We start from the raw sequence: 15,656 nt of genomic DNA on the forward strand, positions 1-15,656 counted from the left end.
CTCGTAAGGCTCCACGCGCCGTCCCCGGCCGTCATGGAGAAGGCTGCCGTACGGCGGGGTCCCGGGTCCATCGAGGATTTCTTAAGCGCCGCCGCAGAAGATCTTCACACCTGGCCGTGGCTTCACCGCCCGCTGCCCTCACCGGGGCCGCGCCGGGCCCGCGCCGGGGCGGCTACACCTCGCTGTACGGGCCCAGGAAGCGGGGGCGGCCCTTCTCGATCCGGTAGAGGTAGATCCCGTCCTCGATCCGGACCTGGCGGGTGGAGGCGTCGAAGGCGAGGGTGCGCACGATCCCCCGGTGCTCGGTCCGCACGAGCCGCTGGGCGATGCCGCTGCGCACCTCCCCCGAGGCGCTGGTGGTCCCGGCGGCGCGGGCGATCAGGCCGACCGCGTCGTACGCCTCGGCGGACCAGGTGGCCGGGGGCGCGCCGAAGCGCTTGCGGTGGGCGGCGGTGAACGCCTTGGCCGACGGGAGGGCCCCGGGGTCGGCGTACGCCTCGGCGAAGACCCAGCCGTCGGCGGCCTCGTCCGCCCCGTCGAGGAAGGCGGGCCCGAGGGCGGGTCCGACGGCGACCCGGGTGCCGGTGAAGCCCTCGCCGGCCAGTGCGGTGGCCAGGCGGGCGGCGCGGGCCGGGTCGCCGCCGGCGAGCACGACGGCGTCCGCCCTGCTGGTCACGGCCTTCCGGGCGGCCGGTCCGAAGCCCGCCCCGCCCCGGGACAGGGGGTGCTCGAGGAGGGTGGCGTCGGTGAGGGAGGCCTGGCGGAACGTGCCCCCGACCTCCCCTGCGAGCCCGGGATCGGCGGCGTCCTCGACGAGCAGGATGCGGGTGGCGGGGCTGGTGCGGGTCAGGTAGCTGATGAGGCCGGCCGCGAGCACCCGGTCCAGGGGGCGGGTCAGGCAGAGCTGGAGGCCGGTGCCGGTCTCGACGGTGGTGGAGCCCGCCGCGACGACGACGGTGGCCAGCCGCGCCGTGCCGTACCGCTGGACGACGTCCTCGCGCAGCAGGTCTCCGGTGGGGCCGAGAACCGCGATGACCGCGGGGTCCGCCGCCAGCCGCCCGGCCGCCCGGAGCGCCGCCGCCGGGTCCCCGGCGTCGTCCTCGGTGCGCAGGGCGAGCCGGAACGCCTTGTCCTTACGGGAGTTGTGGTCGGTGACGGCGAGCTGGGCGCCGCGCTGGTGGGCCAGCCCGGTGGCCCGGCCGGGTCCGGCGAGGTCGGCGTGGAGCCCGATGGTGTACGTGGGCGGCTCCTCGGAGCCCGCCGACGGGCCGCCCGCCCCCGCACCGCGCCCCCGCAGGGCGAGCCAGGTCGCGGTGGAGCCGCCGGCGAGGAGGACGGCCCCGGCCGCCCCTGCGGTCAGCAGCCTCCGGCGGGTGGGACCGGACGCGGTTCGGTCCCCGTCTCCGGCCGGGGCGAACGTCGTGGGAAGCGGCTCGGGGTCCGGCAGCGCGAGGGCTGCCGCGGACCGCTCGGCGATCAGCGCGGGAAGCCCGGCGGGCATCTGCCAGAGGTCGGGCGCGGGGGCGGTACGGGGAGTCTCCCCGGGGTCCGGAGCCCCCCACCGCCCCGGGGCCTCACGCGGGTCCCTCACCCGGCCCCGACCGGAGGACTCGGCGGAGTCCGACGCCCGGCCCCGCCCGGAAGACTCACCCGAGCCCGCCACCCACCCGGAGTCCACCCCCAGCCCCCCGGACCCGCCCGGGGCCGCCCCCCGCTCCCCCGGCCCGCCCGTGGCCCGCTCCGCGGACAGCGCTTCGCGGACCCGGGTCGCGGTCGGGCGGGCGGACGGGTCCTTGGCCAGGCAGGCGGTGATCAGGGGTGCCAGGCCGGGCTCCACGCCCGTCAGGTCCGCCTCCTCGTGGATCGTGCGGAACAGGGCGCCCGCCCCGCCGCCCCCGCCGAACGGCGGGCGCCCGGTCGCCGCGTACACGAGGACGCAGCCGAGCGAGAACACGTCGCACGGCGGGCCCAGCGGTCCGGCCGACGCCTGCTCGGGGGCCAGGTAGCCGGGCGTCCCGATCACCGCGCCGGTGGTGGTCAGCGCGGTGGCGCCCTCGTGGCGGGCGATCCCGAAGTCGATGAGGCGGGGGCCGTCCAGGGCGAGGAGGACGTTGCCGGGTTTGACGTCGCGGTGGATCAGCCCGGCCTCGTGGACCGCGGCGAGGGCTTCGGCGAGCCGGTTCCCGAGCGCCCGGACGGTGGTCGTGGGCAGCGCGCCGCCGGCGCCCACCACCTCGGCCAGCGAGGGCCCGGGGACGAAGGCGGTCGCCAGCCACGGCTCGTGGGCCTCGGTGTCCGCGCCGAGCACGGGGACGACCCACGGGCCGGTGATCCGGGCGGCGGCCTCGGCCTCGCGCCGGAAGCGGGCCCGGAAGCCGGGGTCGGCGGCGTGCTCGGCCCGGATCACCTTGACGGCGGCGAGCGCCCCGCCCGCCGAGCGCGCCAGGTAGACCACGCCCATGCCACCCGCGCCGAGCCGGACGAGGATGCGGTACGGGCCGACGGTGCGGGGGTCCTCGGAGGTGAGGGGCCGCACGTCAGCTCTTCGGCTTCGGCTTCGGGGCCGGGCCGAGATAGCGGTGGCGGCCGTCCTCCACCCGGTACAGATGGGCGTCCTGGCCCACGAGGTGCTGGCGCTCCTCGTCGAACGCGTAGGAGCGGGAGATCCCGTCGTACCGGGCGGCGGCGATCGCGGTGGTGAGCGCGGACCGGGTGGGCCCGCCGTCGCCGGAGGGCGTGGCGCTCGCCTTCGCCTCCTTGGCGAGGGCCTCGACGAGGGCCGCCAGTTCGCGGGCGACGAGTCCCGCCGCGTCGTACGCCTCGGCCGACCAGGCGGCGGGCGGGGCGCCGAAGCGTTTGCGGTGGGCGGCGGCGAACGTCGCGGCGGCCGGAGCGGTCTCGTCGGTGAACGGGGCGACGAACTCCCAGCCGTCGGCCGCCGCGCCCGCCAGCTCCAGGAACTCCGGCCCCATGACGGTGTGCTGGGCCATGCGCGGTCCGTCGAAGGAGAGGTCGGCCAGGATGCGGGCGACCCGGGCGGCGCCGGCCGCGTCGCCCGCGTAGAAGAGGGCGTCGCTGCGGTGGGAGAGGAGATCGGTGACGACCGGGTCGAAGACGCTCGTCCCGGCGGGCACCACGCGCGGGTGGGTGGTGCCGGTCGTGAGGTTGGGCGTCATCATGTTGGTCGCGTAGCCCGCCTGGTAGGCCGCCTGCCCGCCGGACCGGTCGATCAGGATGCCCAGCCGCTCGACGTCGGGGCGCAGCAGGAGACGGTTGACGATGGGGACGGAGAGCGAGGCGTAGGAGGGGGCGGCCTGGAAGAAGGCTCCGTTGGCCCGTTTCGGGAAGGCGATCTGGAGGGCCGACACCGCCAGGACCGGCAGCACGGCCTCGTCGTAGGCGGGCAGTGCCGCCCCGGCCGCCTCGTCGCCGGTGGGGCCGATGACCGCGAGGACCTCCGGGTCGCGGGCGAACTCCTCGGCGACCCGGGTGGAGCGGTCGGCGTCGCCCTGGTCGTCGAGGACCTTCACGGCCAGCCGGAAGGGCTGGTCGTCGAGGGAGTTGAAGCGGTCGACGGCGAGCCGGACGCCGCGTTCCTGGGCCCGTCCGGCGGCGCTCAGGGGTCCCGTCAGGTCGGCGTGCACGCCGATGATCCAGCGACGCCCGCCGGGGGCTCCGTCCCCGCCGCCGCCACCGGGCTCGTCGCGGGTGAGGCGTACGGCGGCGACGGCGCCCGCGCCGAGGGCCACCGCGCCGCCGGCGGCGAACAGCAGGAACCGCCGTCGGCCGGGGGCGGGATCCGGCGGGCCGGGCTCCTCGGCGACGGTGGCGTCGATGTCGGGCAGGGCCAGCAGGGCGGCGGACCGGTCCGCGATGATCCGGACGACGTCCTCGGGCAGCCAGTCGGCGGTGGCTCCGGCCGGTACGTCCTCGGTGATCAGGGCGTCGAGGTCGGCGGCGGTCGGACGCTCACCGGGGTCCTTGGCCAGGCACCGGTCCAGCAGCGCGCGCAGCTGGGTGTCGTCGATGCCGTCGAGGTCGGGGGCGTCGTGCACGGTGCGGTAGAGGACGGCGTCGACCGCGCCGCTGCCGAAGGGCGGCCGGCCGGTGGCCGCGTACGCGAGGAGGCAGCCGAGCGAGAAGGCGTCCCCGACGGGCCCGGCGGTGTTCCCGGACGCCTGCTCGGGCGGGAGGAAGCCGGGGGTGCCGACGACGAGTCCGGTGGCGGTCAGGGCGGTGGCGTCGGCGGCGCGGGCGATCCCGAAGTCGATCAGCCGGGGGCCGCCGGCCGCCAGCAGGACGTTGCCCGGTTTGACGTCGCGGTGGACGAGCCCGGCGGTGTGCACGGCGGCCAGGGCGCGGGCGAGCAGCCGGCCGAGGACCGTGACGCTGCGCACGGGCAGCGGCCCGCGCCGGGCGACGACGTCGAAGAGCGTCGGCCCGGGGACGAACTCCGTGGCGAGCCACGGGCGTTCCGCCTCGGTGTCGGCACCGGTGACCGACACGGCCCAGGGGCTGTCGACCTGGCGGGCGGCCTCGGCCTCGCGGCGGAAGCGGGTCCGGAAGTCCTCGTCGCCGGCGTGCTCGGGAAGGATCACTTTGATCGCGGCGAGCGCTCCGGCGTCGGTGCGTCCGAGGTAGACGACGCCCATGCCGCCCGCTCCCAGGCGGCCGAGGAGCCGGTGGCCGCCGATGCGGACGGGGTCGGTGGGTCGCAGGTCGTCCATCGCCCGGCCTCAGTTCTGCTTCTCGACGGCGGATTCCAAGCGGACCAGCATGGCGGCCTGCGCCTGGACGACCAGGTCGTCGATCTCCCGCTCGGTGCGCCCCTTGGCCCCCTTGCCGGTCACGGCGACGGTGAACTGCAGCGTCTGCGCCTGCTGCCAGGCGTAGTGGTGCGGTCCGCCGAGCTCCGAGCTCTGGTACTGGCCCATCTCGCTGAGGGCGTCCTCGGAGTTGGTCTGGGTGGCCTCGCCGCCGAGGAGCGCGGCGGCGACCATGGAGCCGATCAGTTCGCCCTCGCGCAGTTCCTGGGTGGGGCAGCGCATCGTCTCCTCGATGGACTCCGCCATCTCCCAGGCCGCGTCCTCGCGGGTGCGGTGGACGGTGACGACGGCGGCGAGGCGCACCGGCCCCTTGCCCGGCTCGGCGGGCACCTCGAACGAGCGGGTGCGGGTCGCCAGGACGCTGAACCCGGGCTTCTGCTGCTGCCAGACGCAGTCCTCGCCCAGTACGGGCCAGGTGGCCGGGTCGCTCTCGTACGGGCTCCGCTTCACCACTCCGGGGCCGAAGCTGTCGGGTTCGGCGATGACGCGGCCGATGAGGTCGAGCGCCGCGGCCCGGTTCTTCGGGAGCCGGGCGGGGTCGGGGTCGAGCGGGTCGGCGGCGTCGGCCGACGGACCGTCCCCAGTGCTGTCGCCGGAGCCCTGGGCGGCGCTCGCGCTCGCCGAGGCGTCGCGCTTCTCCACGTTCCCGGGGTTCTCCGCCGCGCCGGAGCAGCCGGCGACCAGCACGGTCACCAGGGCCAGGGGCAGGACGATCCGGACTTTCCTTAAGGGCACATGACAGGTCACAGCGTTTCCCCGTTCCTCCTCGACGCCGCGTCGATCATAGGTTCGCCCGGCTGCGCGGGGCGGTGGCGTCCGGGGACTGTTGCCTCATCGGAACATGTGCGGCACCGCTGGCCAGGCCCCGGTCCGGGCCGTCAGGCCGTCTCGGCGAGGAAGGCGCCGATGTGCTCGACGAGGGCGTCGGGCCGGTCCAGCGGGATGAGCGTGTAGCTGTCGGCGACCTCGACCAGCCGGCCCTGCGGCAGGAGCCCGGCGAGGCGTCGCCCGTGGTCGAGCGGCATCACCCGGTCCTCGGTCGCCCAGAGGACCAGCGCGGGCCGGTCGAAGGTGCGCAACTGCTCGGTCCACCGCAGGAGTTCGGCCTTCTCCGGCACGCCGAGCACATAGGCGCGCAGATCGCGCCGGATCTCCGGGGAGGTCAGCAGCGGCCGGAACCACGCGTCCATCATGGCGTGCGGGACGGGCCGCTTGCTCATCCACCCCCAGGTCATGGGCAGCCGCCGCGCGGGCTTCAGCCGGAGGAGGGAGAAGGCGATCCGGAGTCCTCCGGGCAGTCTGGCGAAGGCGGCGAGGTTCCGGCCGGGCAGCCCCGGCGGGTAGTTGTCGAACGCCTCGCAGGAGGTGATCACGAGCCGGCCGATCCGGTCGGCCCGCCCGTCGGCGACCAGGGCCTGAGCGCCGCCCCAGTCGTTCATCACCAACGTCACGTCCTCGAGCCGGAGGGCCTCCAGGAACTCCGCGACCAGCCGCGCGACCCCGAGGACGGACAGATCGGCCCCGGCGTCCATGGGCCTGCGGTGCCCGCCGAGCGGCAGGGTCGGCACGATGCACCGCACGCCGTCCCCGAGCCCGGCGACGACGTCGTCCCACAGCGATCCGTCCATGGCCACCCCGTGCAGGAGGACCACCACCGGCCCGTCGCCACCGCTGTCCTGATAGGTGATCACACCCGCGGAAAGCCTCACGTCGCTCATGCCGCCAACCTAGCCCAGGCGCCCCCGGGCCCGGTCGGGGCCCGGTCAGCCCAGTTCGAGCGTGGTGATGGCGAAGACCCGCTCCTCGGATGTCCCGGGTACGGGGCCGGTGTACATGCGCACGGTGTGGAACTGCGCCGCCAGCCCCCGGGACCTCAGCAGGTCGGCCGAAGCGGCGTGGGTGCCCGGGATGTCCAGGGAGACCTCCTCGTCGGGGCCGAGGCAGTCCACCAGGGCGTCGAACAACGCGGCGGCGTCCTCGGGGGTGTCCGCGAAGAGCGGCCCGATGCGGTGGCCGCGACCGGCCGGGCGGATCACTCCGTATCCGACGACGGCGCCGTCGCGCAGCCGGACGCGGGCGGTCCGGCCCGGTGCGGTGAGCCAGCGGGCGACGAACCCGCTCCGGTCGGCCGGGAAGCAGCGGCGGTCGTAGACGGCCAGGGCCTCGGCGTGCTCGGGGGTGACCGGGGCAACCCCTTCGCCTGGTCCGCCGGACCCGCCGGACCCGCCGGACCGCGCCGGACGTCCGGCGAAGTGCACGGTGTCGTGCACCGCCTTGAACCCGTACGTCTCGTAGTTGGCCCGCTGTGCGGGCATCGCGTCCAGGCCGACCGTGCGGTTCCCGGAGTGCGGGAACGCCGCCTTCCAGGTCGCCAGCCCGTGGCCCCGGCCGCGGAACTCCGGGTCGGTGAGGTAGTGGCCGAGGACGGCGTACCGGTCGTCGTAGTTGACGATGGAGACGGCCGCGACGGGACGTTCGCCGAGGCGGCCGATGAAGAAGCCGGCGGGGTCGGTCGGATGGAAGCAGGCCACGTCGCCGTCGCCGACGTTCCAGCCTTCCCCGTCCGCCCATTTCGCCACCTGGTACCAGTCCTCCAGGGTGGCGGTGGAAACGGTGAACGCGTCGTGGGAGTTCATGAAGCAGTGGTCCCTTCTGGTCCGGCCGAGCTCGCCGGGCCGGATGTGCGGAGGTGAGGGGGGTGCGGCGCTCACAGGCCGAGGGATCGCCCGATCATTTCCTTCATGATCTCGGTGGTGCCGCCGTAGATCGTCTGGACCCGGCTGTTGGCCCACTCCCGGGAGATCGGACTCTCCTTCAGATAGCCGTAGCCGCCGTGCAGTTGGAGCGCCCGGTTGGAGACCTCCACCTGGAGTTCCGTGGTCCACCATTTGGCCTTCGCCGCGTCGGCGGCCGACAGCCGGCCCGCGTTGATCTGCGTGACACAGTGGTCGAGGAAGACCCGGGCGATGGTCACCTCGGTGTCCATCGTCGCCAGCTGGAACCGGTTGTGCTGGAAGCTCCCGATGGCCTGCCCGAACGCCTGGCGTTGCCGCGCGTAGTCCAGGGCGTCCTCCAGCATCCGTTCGCAGGCGGCGACCGCGACCGTGGCGATGCTCAGCCGTTCGCGCGGCAGCCCGGTCATGAGGTAGGCCATGCCGGCGTGCTCCTTGCCGACCAGGTTGTCGGCGGGAACGCGGCAGCCGTCGAAGAACAGCTCGCAGGTGTCGCTGGCGTTCCAGCCGAGCTTCTCCAGCCGGTTGCCCCGGGCGAAGCCGGCGGCGCCCCGCTCCACGACGAACAGGCTCAGGCCCTGTCCGCCGCGCTGCGGCGCGGTGCGCGCCGCCACCAGGACGAGGTCGGCGTTCTCTCCGTTGGTGATGAAGGCCTTCTGGCCGTTCAGGACGTAGTGGTCGCCGTCCCGGACGGCGGTGGTGCGGATGTCGGCCACGTTGGATCCGGCGTCCGGTTCGCTGATCGCGATGGCCGCGACGAGTTCGCCGGAGCAGAGTCCGGGCAGCCAGCGCCGCCGCTGCTCCGGCGTCGTACGGACGGCGAGATAGGAGGCCACGACGTCGTTGTGGGCGACGAAGCCGGGCACGGTGACCCGCGCCCTGATGAGCTCCTCCGCGAAGACGGCCGGGTACCGGAAGTCGGGCTCGCCCCCGCCGCCGTACTCGGTCGGCACGTCCATGCCGAGGAGCCCGGCGGCACCGGCCTTCCGCCACAGCTCGCGGTCGACGATCCCCTCCTTCTCCCACCGGTCGTGGTGCGGAACGGCCTCGCGCTCCAGGAACGTACGGACCATCTTCCGGAAATCCTCGTGCTCCGCACCGTAGTGCGGGGTCACCTCGGGACGCTCACGCATGTCAGCGATTCCCCTTCCCGACCCGGTCGCCCCTCGGGGGCACGGGTCGCGCCGTCGGCTGCCAGAGCGAGAGCCCGCTCCGGTTCGAGCACCGCCGCGAAGTGGCCACCGGGGATCTCGACGCGGTGGCTGGGTGCGGTGCTGTGCTCCGCCCAGCCGGCCATCTGGGCGGGTGTCACATGGCGGTCGTCCCGTGCGGCGAGCAGGACCAGCGGGTGGTCGACGCGCAGCGTGGAGGTCTCGCGGCCGAACTGGCAGCGGATCTCCTCGTCCTGGCGCATCATCCGGACCAGGAGCCGCGTCATCGTGCTGTTGGACAGCAGCGCGGACGCGGTGCCGCCGTCGGCGACCATCTTGGCCAGCAGCGCGTCGTCGTCGAGGTCGCCGATGACGCTCTCGGGCTGGAGCCTGGGCGGCAGCGCCGCCGAGAGCACGGACCGCTCGGGCCGCTCCCCGAGTCTCTGCGCGACGGCCGCGGCCACCGACAGGCTCAGCGTCGCACCGAAGCTGTGGCCGAAGGTGGCCCAGCGCAGCCCGTGCCGCTCCGCGCGGGCCGCCCGCAGATCGGCCGCCACCTGGTCGGCCATGGCGGCGACCAGCTCCGGGTAGAGGGTGACGCGGGCGTCCCGGGCCCGGAGACCGCGTCCCGGCTGGTCGACGCCGACGATCTCCAGGGGCACGCCCTGGGGCGCCCGCCAGCCCCGGTACACCAGGGAGCTGGCGCCGGCGTGCGGGAAGCAGTAGAGCCGGACCGGGGTCTTCGGGGATGTCGCGCGGCTCATGCCCGTCCTCCTTCCGTGAACGCGGCGACGAGGTCGTCACCGATGCGGTCGGCGAGCATCAGCGTGGTCAGGTTGGTGGGGACGCTGGGCACCGAGGGGAAGACGGACGCGTCGACCACGCGCAGCCCTTCGAGGCCGTGGACCCGGCCGCGCTGGTCGACCACGGACATCCGGTCGGACGACGGCCCCATGCGGGCCGAACCGACGGCATGCCAGCCGGGGTTCATGATGTTCCGCACCCCGTTGCGCAGCACGACCTCGTTGCCGATCATCCGGTCGGTCCAGAACTGCGTCCGCTCCAGGCGCTCGGCGATGCCGGGCGCCCGCAGGATGCCCCAGGCCTTGCGCACGCCGTGCATGAGGCGGTCCACGTCCCGCTCGATCGTGCCCATGCCCAGCTCGATCACGGGCGGGGTGTCCGGGTCGGCGCTCTCGGCGAAGACCCGGCCCCGCGACTCCGGGCGCATCAGCATGACCGACAGGCCCACCGCCATCGGCGAGCCGAGGCGGTCGACGAACCCGGGGATCGTCGTGGACTCCACGTTGTTGAGCAGCCCCACCTGGACGTCGACGTCGTCGTCGTACCCGCTGGACATCCGCGCCGCGATCTGCCGCCACGGCATGCCGGGCCTGCACACGCCCGCCCCGGGCAGGGACCAGATGACCACCGAGGGGTGGTCGGCGAGGTTCTCGCCCACTCCGGGCAGGTCGGCGACGACGGGCACACCGAGGGCGGCCGCCAGCCGGGCGTCCCCGACGCCGGACCGCTGGAGGACGACCGGTGTGCCGACCGCGCCCGCGCACAGGATCACGTTCCGGGCCCGCACTTCGGTGCGGTGGCCGTCGTCGTCCACCAGGACCGCGCCGACGGCGCGCCGGCCCTCGAAGAGCACCCGGGTCACCCGGCAGCCGGTGCGCAGCTCCAGTTCGGGCAGTTTGCGTACGTCGGTGAGGTAGGCGGTCGCCGCGTCGACGCGCTCGCCGTCGACGGCGTTGGCCGGCACCGGGCCGACTCCGCGCTCGCCGCCGCCGTTCAGGTCGGGCAGGTCCTCGACGCCCATCCGCAGACAGGCGGTACGGAACGCGACCTCCAGTTCGTGCAGGTCGGCGGGGCCGGGCCGGCGGACGGGGATCGCGCCGCGGTCCCCGTGCGCCGCGTCGCCTGGGTGGTCCGCGTCGTTCTCGATCCGACGGTAGTACGGCAGGACCCGGTCCCAGCTCCAGTCGGGGTTGCCGCGCGCCACCCAGGTGTCGAAGTCCCTGCGCAGCGGGCGCATCGCGATCGCCCCGTTCACCGCGGAGGAGCCGCCGACGACCTTGCCCAGCTGGTAGGGGAACCGGGTCCACAGGGCGCGGCTCCGCGCCTCGCCGGCGGGGGAGCCGGACGCGCCGTCGGCGCCGACGAGTTCGTCCCACCGGGTGCTGGAGCGGAGGTTGGCCCGGTGGTCCCAGTTGAAGCCTTCCAGGATGAGGCGGTTGGCGTCCCGGAGGGGGTTGGTCTCCGCGCCCCCTTCCGGCTGGTCCCCGCCCGCCTCGACCAGCAGCACGCGCGCCCCGGCGGAGACCAGGCGGGCGGCGGTGACGGATCCCGCGGAGCCCGCTCCGACCACCAGGTGGTCCCAGAGGGTGTCGCCGGTGGGGTCGTGCGCCGTGCCGCTCATGCGGTGGCCTCCTCGAAGGGCCGGACGATCTCGGTGAAGTCCGCGATCGTCGCGTTCATGAACAGCCCCTCGATGACCTGCTGTTCGGCGTCCTCGTCGATGCCGAAGTCGGCGCGCAGCCGGGCGATGATCCGTACGGCGTGCAGCGAGTCGCCGCCCACGTCGAAGAAGCCGTCCTCGACGCCGAACTCGCTGTGCCCCAGCAGCTCCGCCCACAGCGCGAACAGCCGTTCCTCGACGGCGCCGCGCGGCGCGGTCCGCCCCTGGGTCTCGTCGCCGTCGCTCCAGGGCAGCGCCAGCGCGTCCCGGTCGATCTTCCCGTTCGCGGTCAGCGGGAGTGCGTCACGGGTGAGGTAGTGCGAGGGCACCATGTAGCCGGGCAGCACCGCCTCCATCGCGGTGCGCAGGGCCACCGGTTCGAGGACCGCCGGGTCGTCGCCGACGAGGTGGGCGGTCAGCTGCCGCTGTCCGGTACGGGGGTGGGCCTGGGCGGTGACCATCACCTGGCGCATGCCCGGCAGCCGGCCCAGAGCGGCCTCGATCTCGCCGAGTTCGACGCGATAGCCGTTGATCTTCACCTGGAAGTCCTCGCGGCCGAGGATCTCGATGTCCCCGCCGGGCAGGTACCGGCCGAGGTCACCGGTCCGGTAGAGCCGTTCGCCGGTCACCGGGTGGTCGATGAACCGCTCGGCCGTGCGTTCCGGATCGCTCCAGTAGCCCTGGGCCACGCCGACGCCGCCGATGTGGATGTCGCCCGTCACGCCCCTCGGGGACGGCTCCAGCCAGGCGTTGAGGACGTGCAGGGTCTGGTTGGCGAGCGGTTTGCCGTACGGGATGCTCGTCCAGTCGGCCGGAACCTCCCCGATCGGGTAGCACACCGACCAGATCGACCCCTCGGTCGCCCCGCCCAGGCTGATCGTCCGCATGCCCGGGACGCGCCGGCGGATCTGGCCGGGCAGCGCCACGGGGATCCAGTCGCCGCTCAGCAGGGCCAGCCGCAGGCTCCCGCCGTGTCCGGCGCCGTCCTGTTCGGCCAGGTCGGCGAGGGACTCGGTCCACAGCCGCATCGGGGCGGGCACGCTGTTCCAGACGGTGACCCCGTGCCGGTCCAGCAGCTCCGTCCAGTGGGCGACGTCGTTGCCGCGCCCGGCGGAGGGGACGACCACGCAGCCGCCCGCGCCCAGGATGCCGAAGACGTCGTAGACGGACAGGTCGAATCCGGCCGGGGCGAGGGCCAGGACCCGGTCCCGCTCGGTCACCTCGAAGCGGGCGTTGATGTCCTGCACGGTGTTCGCGGCGCTGCGGTGCGAGATCATCACCCCCTTCGGTTCGCCCGTGGAGCCGGACGTGAAGATCACGTACGCGAGGTCGTCGACGCTCTGCCGGCTCTCCAGCGGTCCGGTGCCGCACCGCAGTGTCGCCGGGTCGTCGGGGGTGACGACCCGGATGTCCTGGGGCCAGCTGAGCGATGCGCCCAGTTCCGCCTCGGTGACGACGGCCTTGGCCCGACATCGGTGCAGCAGGGAGCGGCGGCGCTCCTCGGGCAGTTCCGGGTCGATGGCGACGTACGCGGCGCCCGCGTGCAGAACGCCCAGGAGGGCGGCGATCTGCGCGGCGCCCGGCCGCATGGAGACGGCGACGAGCGTGCCCGGTTCCGCGCAGCCCTCCGAGCGGAGCCGTCGGGCGATCCGGTGCGCGTTCCCCTGGAGCGTCCGGTAGGTGACCTCGGTCCCGTCGGCGATCACGGCGACGGCGTCGGGGCGGCGGAGGGCGGATTCCTGCACCAGCTCGTGGAGGAGGCGCGGCGGGATGTCGGCGGCGGTCGCGTTGGCCGCGCGGCGCTCGGCGAGTTCGGCCGCGGGCAGGGGCACCGCGCCACCGGTCTGCTCCCAGACGCTCTCGTCGTCGGTGAGCCGGTCCAGGAGGGTCCGGTAGGCGTGGAACATGGCGTCGAGCGTGTCGTCGGCGAACAGCCCGTCGACCGCGTTCCAGTTGACGCTGAGGGCGCCGTCCTCCTCGAAGACCTGGTTCTCCAGCCAGACCTGGGGGGTCTGGCTCGCGCTGTGCGCCAGCTCGCCGAAGACGCTCAGCGGGTCGCCCTTGGCGCCGTCCTCGGCGCCGTCGAGGGTGCTGGTGAAGACCACCGGCATGGACACGTTGCGCCCGTCGCCCTGGCGTCGGGTCAGTTCACGCAGGACCCGCACTCCCCCGTACAGGGAGTGCTCCAGGTCGGCGAGCAGCCGGCTCTGCACCCGGGCGGCCCGACGCCCGAACGTCTCGTCGGACCGGCCGTCGACGGTGAGCAGGTTCGGGGAGAGGAAGTTGCCGACGATGCCGTCGGTCTGCGGGTGCAGCGGCAGCCGGTCGAACAGCGTGAGGGTGAGAGTGAACTCCTGCCGCCGCGACCAGGTGCGCAGCACCTCGGCGTAGGCCGCGAGCAGCAGGTTGGAGGGGGTGAGGCCGTGCCGGCGGGCCGTGGCCGACAGGGCGGCCCACCGGTCCTGGGGCAGGACGGCCCGGCGCAGGACGAAGGAGGGCGGGCCGATCTGCTCGGGGGCGGTGGCCGTGGGCAGGTCGGGGGCCGGGGGGATCTCGTCGAGGCGCGCCGTCCAGAAGTCGGTGGCGCGGCGGCCGGCCGGGCCGTCGCGGAGCTCTCGCTCGGCCAGGACGTGGTCACGGAAGGTGTGCTCGAGCGGGGCCGGGGACCAGGCGGGGTCGTCGTAGAAGCGCCGCCACTCCGCGAGGACGAGCAGCAGGCTGCGGACGTCGACGAAGAGCAGGTCGACGCTGACGTGCAGCCGGGTGCGGTGGCCGGGGAGGTGCGTGGCCCGGATGTCGAAGAGCGGCCAACGGCCGCTGGGCAGCACCTGGTTCTCCAGCTCGGCACGGACACGTGCCAGTGCCTCGTCCCGCTCGGCGTCGGACACCTCGCGCAGGTCGGTGACGGCGATGGCGTACGGGGGCGTCTCGGCGAGGACCCGCTGGGCTCCGTCGTCGTCGGTCACCGCGCGGAGCATGTCGTGGCGTTCGACGACCCGGCCGAGGGCGGTGGTGAGGCGGGGGACGTCCAGGGCGGGCCCGTCGAACTCGAAGAAATAGTGGCTGGAGACCCCGCCGAGCTCCAGACCTCTGTGACGGCCGATCAGGTATCCCTGCTGGATGTCGGTCAGCGGGAACGCGTCATGACGTTCCGCGGGACGCGATTCGGCCCGGGGCAGGTCCTGCGGGTGACGATTCAGCAACTCGGCAACAACGTCTTCCATGAATTCCACGCCTCTCTTCACCACGTGCGTCGAACAACCCCGATACCGTGGCGGGTCGCCGCACGAAGCATCAATACGGTGCCACCGCAGAACTGACCGAAGGACCTCTTCGGTATCACCGAACGGTCAAGAGACATGCAACACAACGGTGTTGACCGGCCCATGAATTCCCCCTCATGATTTCGCCATGGAAAATCCGACCCCCTCTCCTTCCAGCGGAAAACGCCTACTCGTCGCCGCTACCGGTTCCATTGCGACGCCGTCGCTGCCGTCGTATCTCGGCTTCCTGCGGGAGCGTCTGGACGTCACCTGCACCGTGCTGCTCACGCCGGCCGCCACGTCGTTCCTGTCGCCGCAGACGGCGGCGCTGTTCGCGGAGCGGGTGGTGAGCGGCGAGTCGCCGGACGACTGGCCGACCGACAAACCGTCCCGGCTGGCGGCCGACCACGACATCCTGCTGGTGCTGCCGGCGACGGCGAACACGCTGGCCATGGCCGCCGCGGGGGCCGCCCCCAACCGCCTCGGCACAGTGATCCTCGCCATGGCCTCCCCCGTGGTGTTCTTCCCGGTCATGGGCGCGCGCATGTGGGAGAAGCCGGCCGTGCGGCGCAATGTCGCGCAGCTGCGGGAGGACGGGTGCGCAGTGCCGGAGCCCGTCTGGCACGAGGGTTTCGACCCCGGGACGGGCAACCGCTCCAGCCATCCGTCGCTGCCCTCGCCCGAGCAGGTGGCCAAGCTCGTCGCCGAGCTGCTGGCCACACCGGAGAATCACCGACGAACGGAGGTGTCGTGATGGCGGAGGAAATTCCGACGATGTACGAATGGGTCGGCGGCGCGGAAACGCTGGAACGGCTCACCGAGGAGTTCTACCGGCGGGTACGCAAGGATGAACTCCTGGCCCCGCTCTTCCAGTACATGACGGACGATCATCCGCAGCACGTGGCGACCTGGCTCGGTGAGGTCTTCGGGGGTCCCGCGACCTACACCGAAGAACTCGGCGGGTTCCGGCGCATGCTGAAGAGCCATCGTGGCCGGGAGATCCAGCCGGAACAGCGGCAGCGCTGGGTGACGTTGATGCTGGAGGCCGCCGACGAAGTCGAACTGCCCGCCGACTCGGAATTCAGGTCGGCATTCGTCGCGTACATCGAATGGGGTTCCCGCCGGGCCATGGCGAATTCCCAGCCCGACGCGCCGCCCTCGCGACGGGAGACCGTTCCGGTCTGGGGCTGGGGCCAGTCCCCGCCCGGCAAGGCCTGACC

The 15,656-nt window shown here is 73.8% G+C and carries 11 protein-coding genes; 2 read left to right on the forward strand and 9 right to left on the reverse strand.

Annotated features, from left to right (window positions below; translation table 11 throughout):
* Positions 1-172 precede the first annotated feature (172 nt).
* From ACH4UK_RS20680 to hlmE, 9 genes are all read right to left on the reverse strand, one after another.
* The gene (locus ACH4UK_RS20680; protein WP_398358210.1) at positions 173-2,536 is read right to left on the reverse strand and encodes a bifunctional serine/threonine-protein kinase/ABC transporter substrate-binding protein; all 2,364 of its coding nucleotides are present in this window, start codon (positions 2,534-2,536) and stop codon (positions 173-175) included.
* Position 2,537: 1 nt separating this feature from the next.
* Positions 2,538-4,727, reverse strand: a complete 2,190-nt coding sequence (locus ACH4UK_RS20685; protein WP_398358212.1) for a bifunctional serine/threonine-protein kinase/ABC transporter substrate-binding protein — start codon at positions 4,725-4,727, stop codon at positions 2,538-2,540.
* Between the two features lie 9 nt (positions 4,728-4,736).
* On the reverse strand, positions 4,737-5,561 hold the full coding sequence (locus ACH4UK_RS20690) for a hypothetical protein (protein ID WP_398358214.1): 825 nt from the start codon (positions 5,559-5,561) through the stop codon (positions 4,737-4,739).
* A 143-nt stretch (positions 5,562-5,704) separates the two neighbouring features.
* Entirely contained in the window at positions 5,705-6,544 is an 840-nt protein-coding gene (locus ACH4UK_RS20695) for an alpha/beta fold hydrolase (RefSeq protein ID WP_398358216.1), read from the reverse strand.
* A 45-nt stretch (positions 6,545-6,589) separates the two neighbouring features.
* Positions 6,590-7,462 carry a GNAT family N-acetyltransferase gene (locus ACH4UK_RS20700; RefSeq protein WP_398358217.1) on the reverse strand — a complete coding sequence of 291 codons (873 nt, stop codon included), beginning with the start codon at positions 7,460-7,462 and terminating at the stop codon, positions 6,590-6,592.
* Positions 7,463-7,533: 71 nt separating this feature from the next.
* Entirely contained in the window at positions 7,534-8,691 is a 1,158-nt protein-coding gene (locus ACH4UK_RS20705; protein ID WP_398358219.1) for an acyl-CoA dehydrogenase family protein, read from the reverse strand.
* Complete coding sequence (locus ACH4UK_RS20710; protein WP_398358221.1) at positions 8,670-9,473, reverse strand: thioesterase II family protein; 804 nt, start codon at positions 9,471-9,473, stop codon at positions 8,670-8,672. Before ACH4UK_RS20710 ends, ACH4UK_RS20705 begins: the two co-directional genes overlap by 22 nt.
* Positions 9,470-11,134: a GMC family oxidoreductase gene (locus ACH4UK_RS20715; protein WP_398358223.1), complete on the reverse strand. Its 1,665-nt coding sequence runs from the start codon at positions 11,132-11,134 to the stop codon at positions 9,470-9,472. Before ACH4UK_RS20715 ends, ACH4UK_RS20710 begins: the two co-directional genes overlap by 4 nt.
* Positions 11,131-14,421, reverse strand: coding sequence for a holomycin non-ribosomal peptide synthetase HlmE (hlmE, locus tag ACH4UK_RS20720; protein WP_398358225.1), 3,291 nt, complete (start codon positions 14,419-14,421; stop codon positions 11,131-11,133). Before hlmE ends, ACH4UK_RS20715 begins: the two co-directional genes overlap by 4 nt.
* A 163-nt stretch (positions 14,422-14,584) precedes the next feature.
* On the opposite strand from hlmE, the gene ACH4UK_RS20725 reads away from it, so the two are divergent.
* Together ACH4UK_RS20725 and ACH4UK_RS20730 are read left to right on the forward strand one after the other, a co-directional pair.
* Positions 14,585-15,190, forward strand: a complete 606-nt coding sequence (locus ACH4UK_RS20725) for a flavoprotein (protein WP_398358227.1) — start codon at positions 14,585-14,587, stop codon at positions 15,188-15,190.
* Entirely contained in the window at positions 15,190-15,654 is a 465-nt protein-coding gene (locus ACH4UK_RS20730) for a group II truncated hemoglobin (RefSeq protein WP_398358228.1), read from the forward strand. The genes ACH4UK_RS20725 and ACH4UK_RS20730 overlap by 1 nt, the downstream gene beginning before the upstream one ends.
* Positions 15,655-15,656: the final 2 nt, after the last annotated feature.

The sequence above is a fragment of the Streptomyces sp. NPDC020884 genome, assembly GCF_044333935.1.
In the GTDB taxonomy this organism is placed as follows: domain Bacteria; phylum Actinomycetota; class Actinomycetes; order Streptomycetales; family Streptomycetaceae; genus Streptomyces.

What these genes read in the sequence shown, in the direction of transcription:
- ACH4UK_RS20685 (WP_398358212.1), bottom strand. Translation starts at nt 4,727, where the DNA reads ATGGACGACCTGCGACCCACCGACCCCGTCCGCATCGGCGGCCACCGG.
- ACH4UK_RS20695 (WP_398358216.1), bottom strand. Translation starts at nt 6,544, where the DNA reads ATGAGCGACGTGAGGCTTTCCGCGGGTGTGATCACCTATCAGGACAGC.
- ACH4UK_RS20700 (WP_398358217.1), bottom strand. Translation starts at nt 7,462, where the DNA reads ATGAACTCCCACGACGCGTTCACCGTTTCCACCGCCACCCTGGAGGAC.
- ACH4UK_RS20705 (WP_398358219.1), bottom strand. Translation starts at nt 8,691, where the DNA reads ATGCGTGAGCGTCCCGAGGTGACCCCGCACTACGGTGCGGAGCACGAG.
- ACH4UK_RS20710 (WP_398358221.1), bottom strand. Translation starts at nt 9,473, where the DNA reads ATGAGCCGCGCGACATCCCCGAAGACCCCGGTCCGGCTCTACTGCTTC.
- ACH4UK_RS20715 (WP_398358223.1), bottom strand. Translation starts at nt 11,134, where the DNA reads ATGAGCGGCACGGCGCACGACCCCACCGGCGACACCCTCTGGGACCAC.
- ACH4UK_RS20725 (WP_398358227.1), top strand. Translation starts at nt 14,585, where the DNA reads ATGGAAAATCCGACCCCCTCTCCTTCCAGCGGAAAACGCCTACTCGTC.
- ACH4UK_RS20730 (WP_398358228.1), top strand. Translation starts at nt 15,190, where the DNA reads ATGGCGGAGGAAATTCCGACGATGTACGAATGGGTCGGCGGCGCGGAA.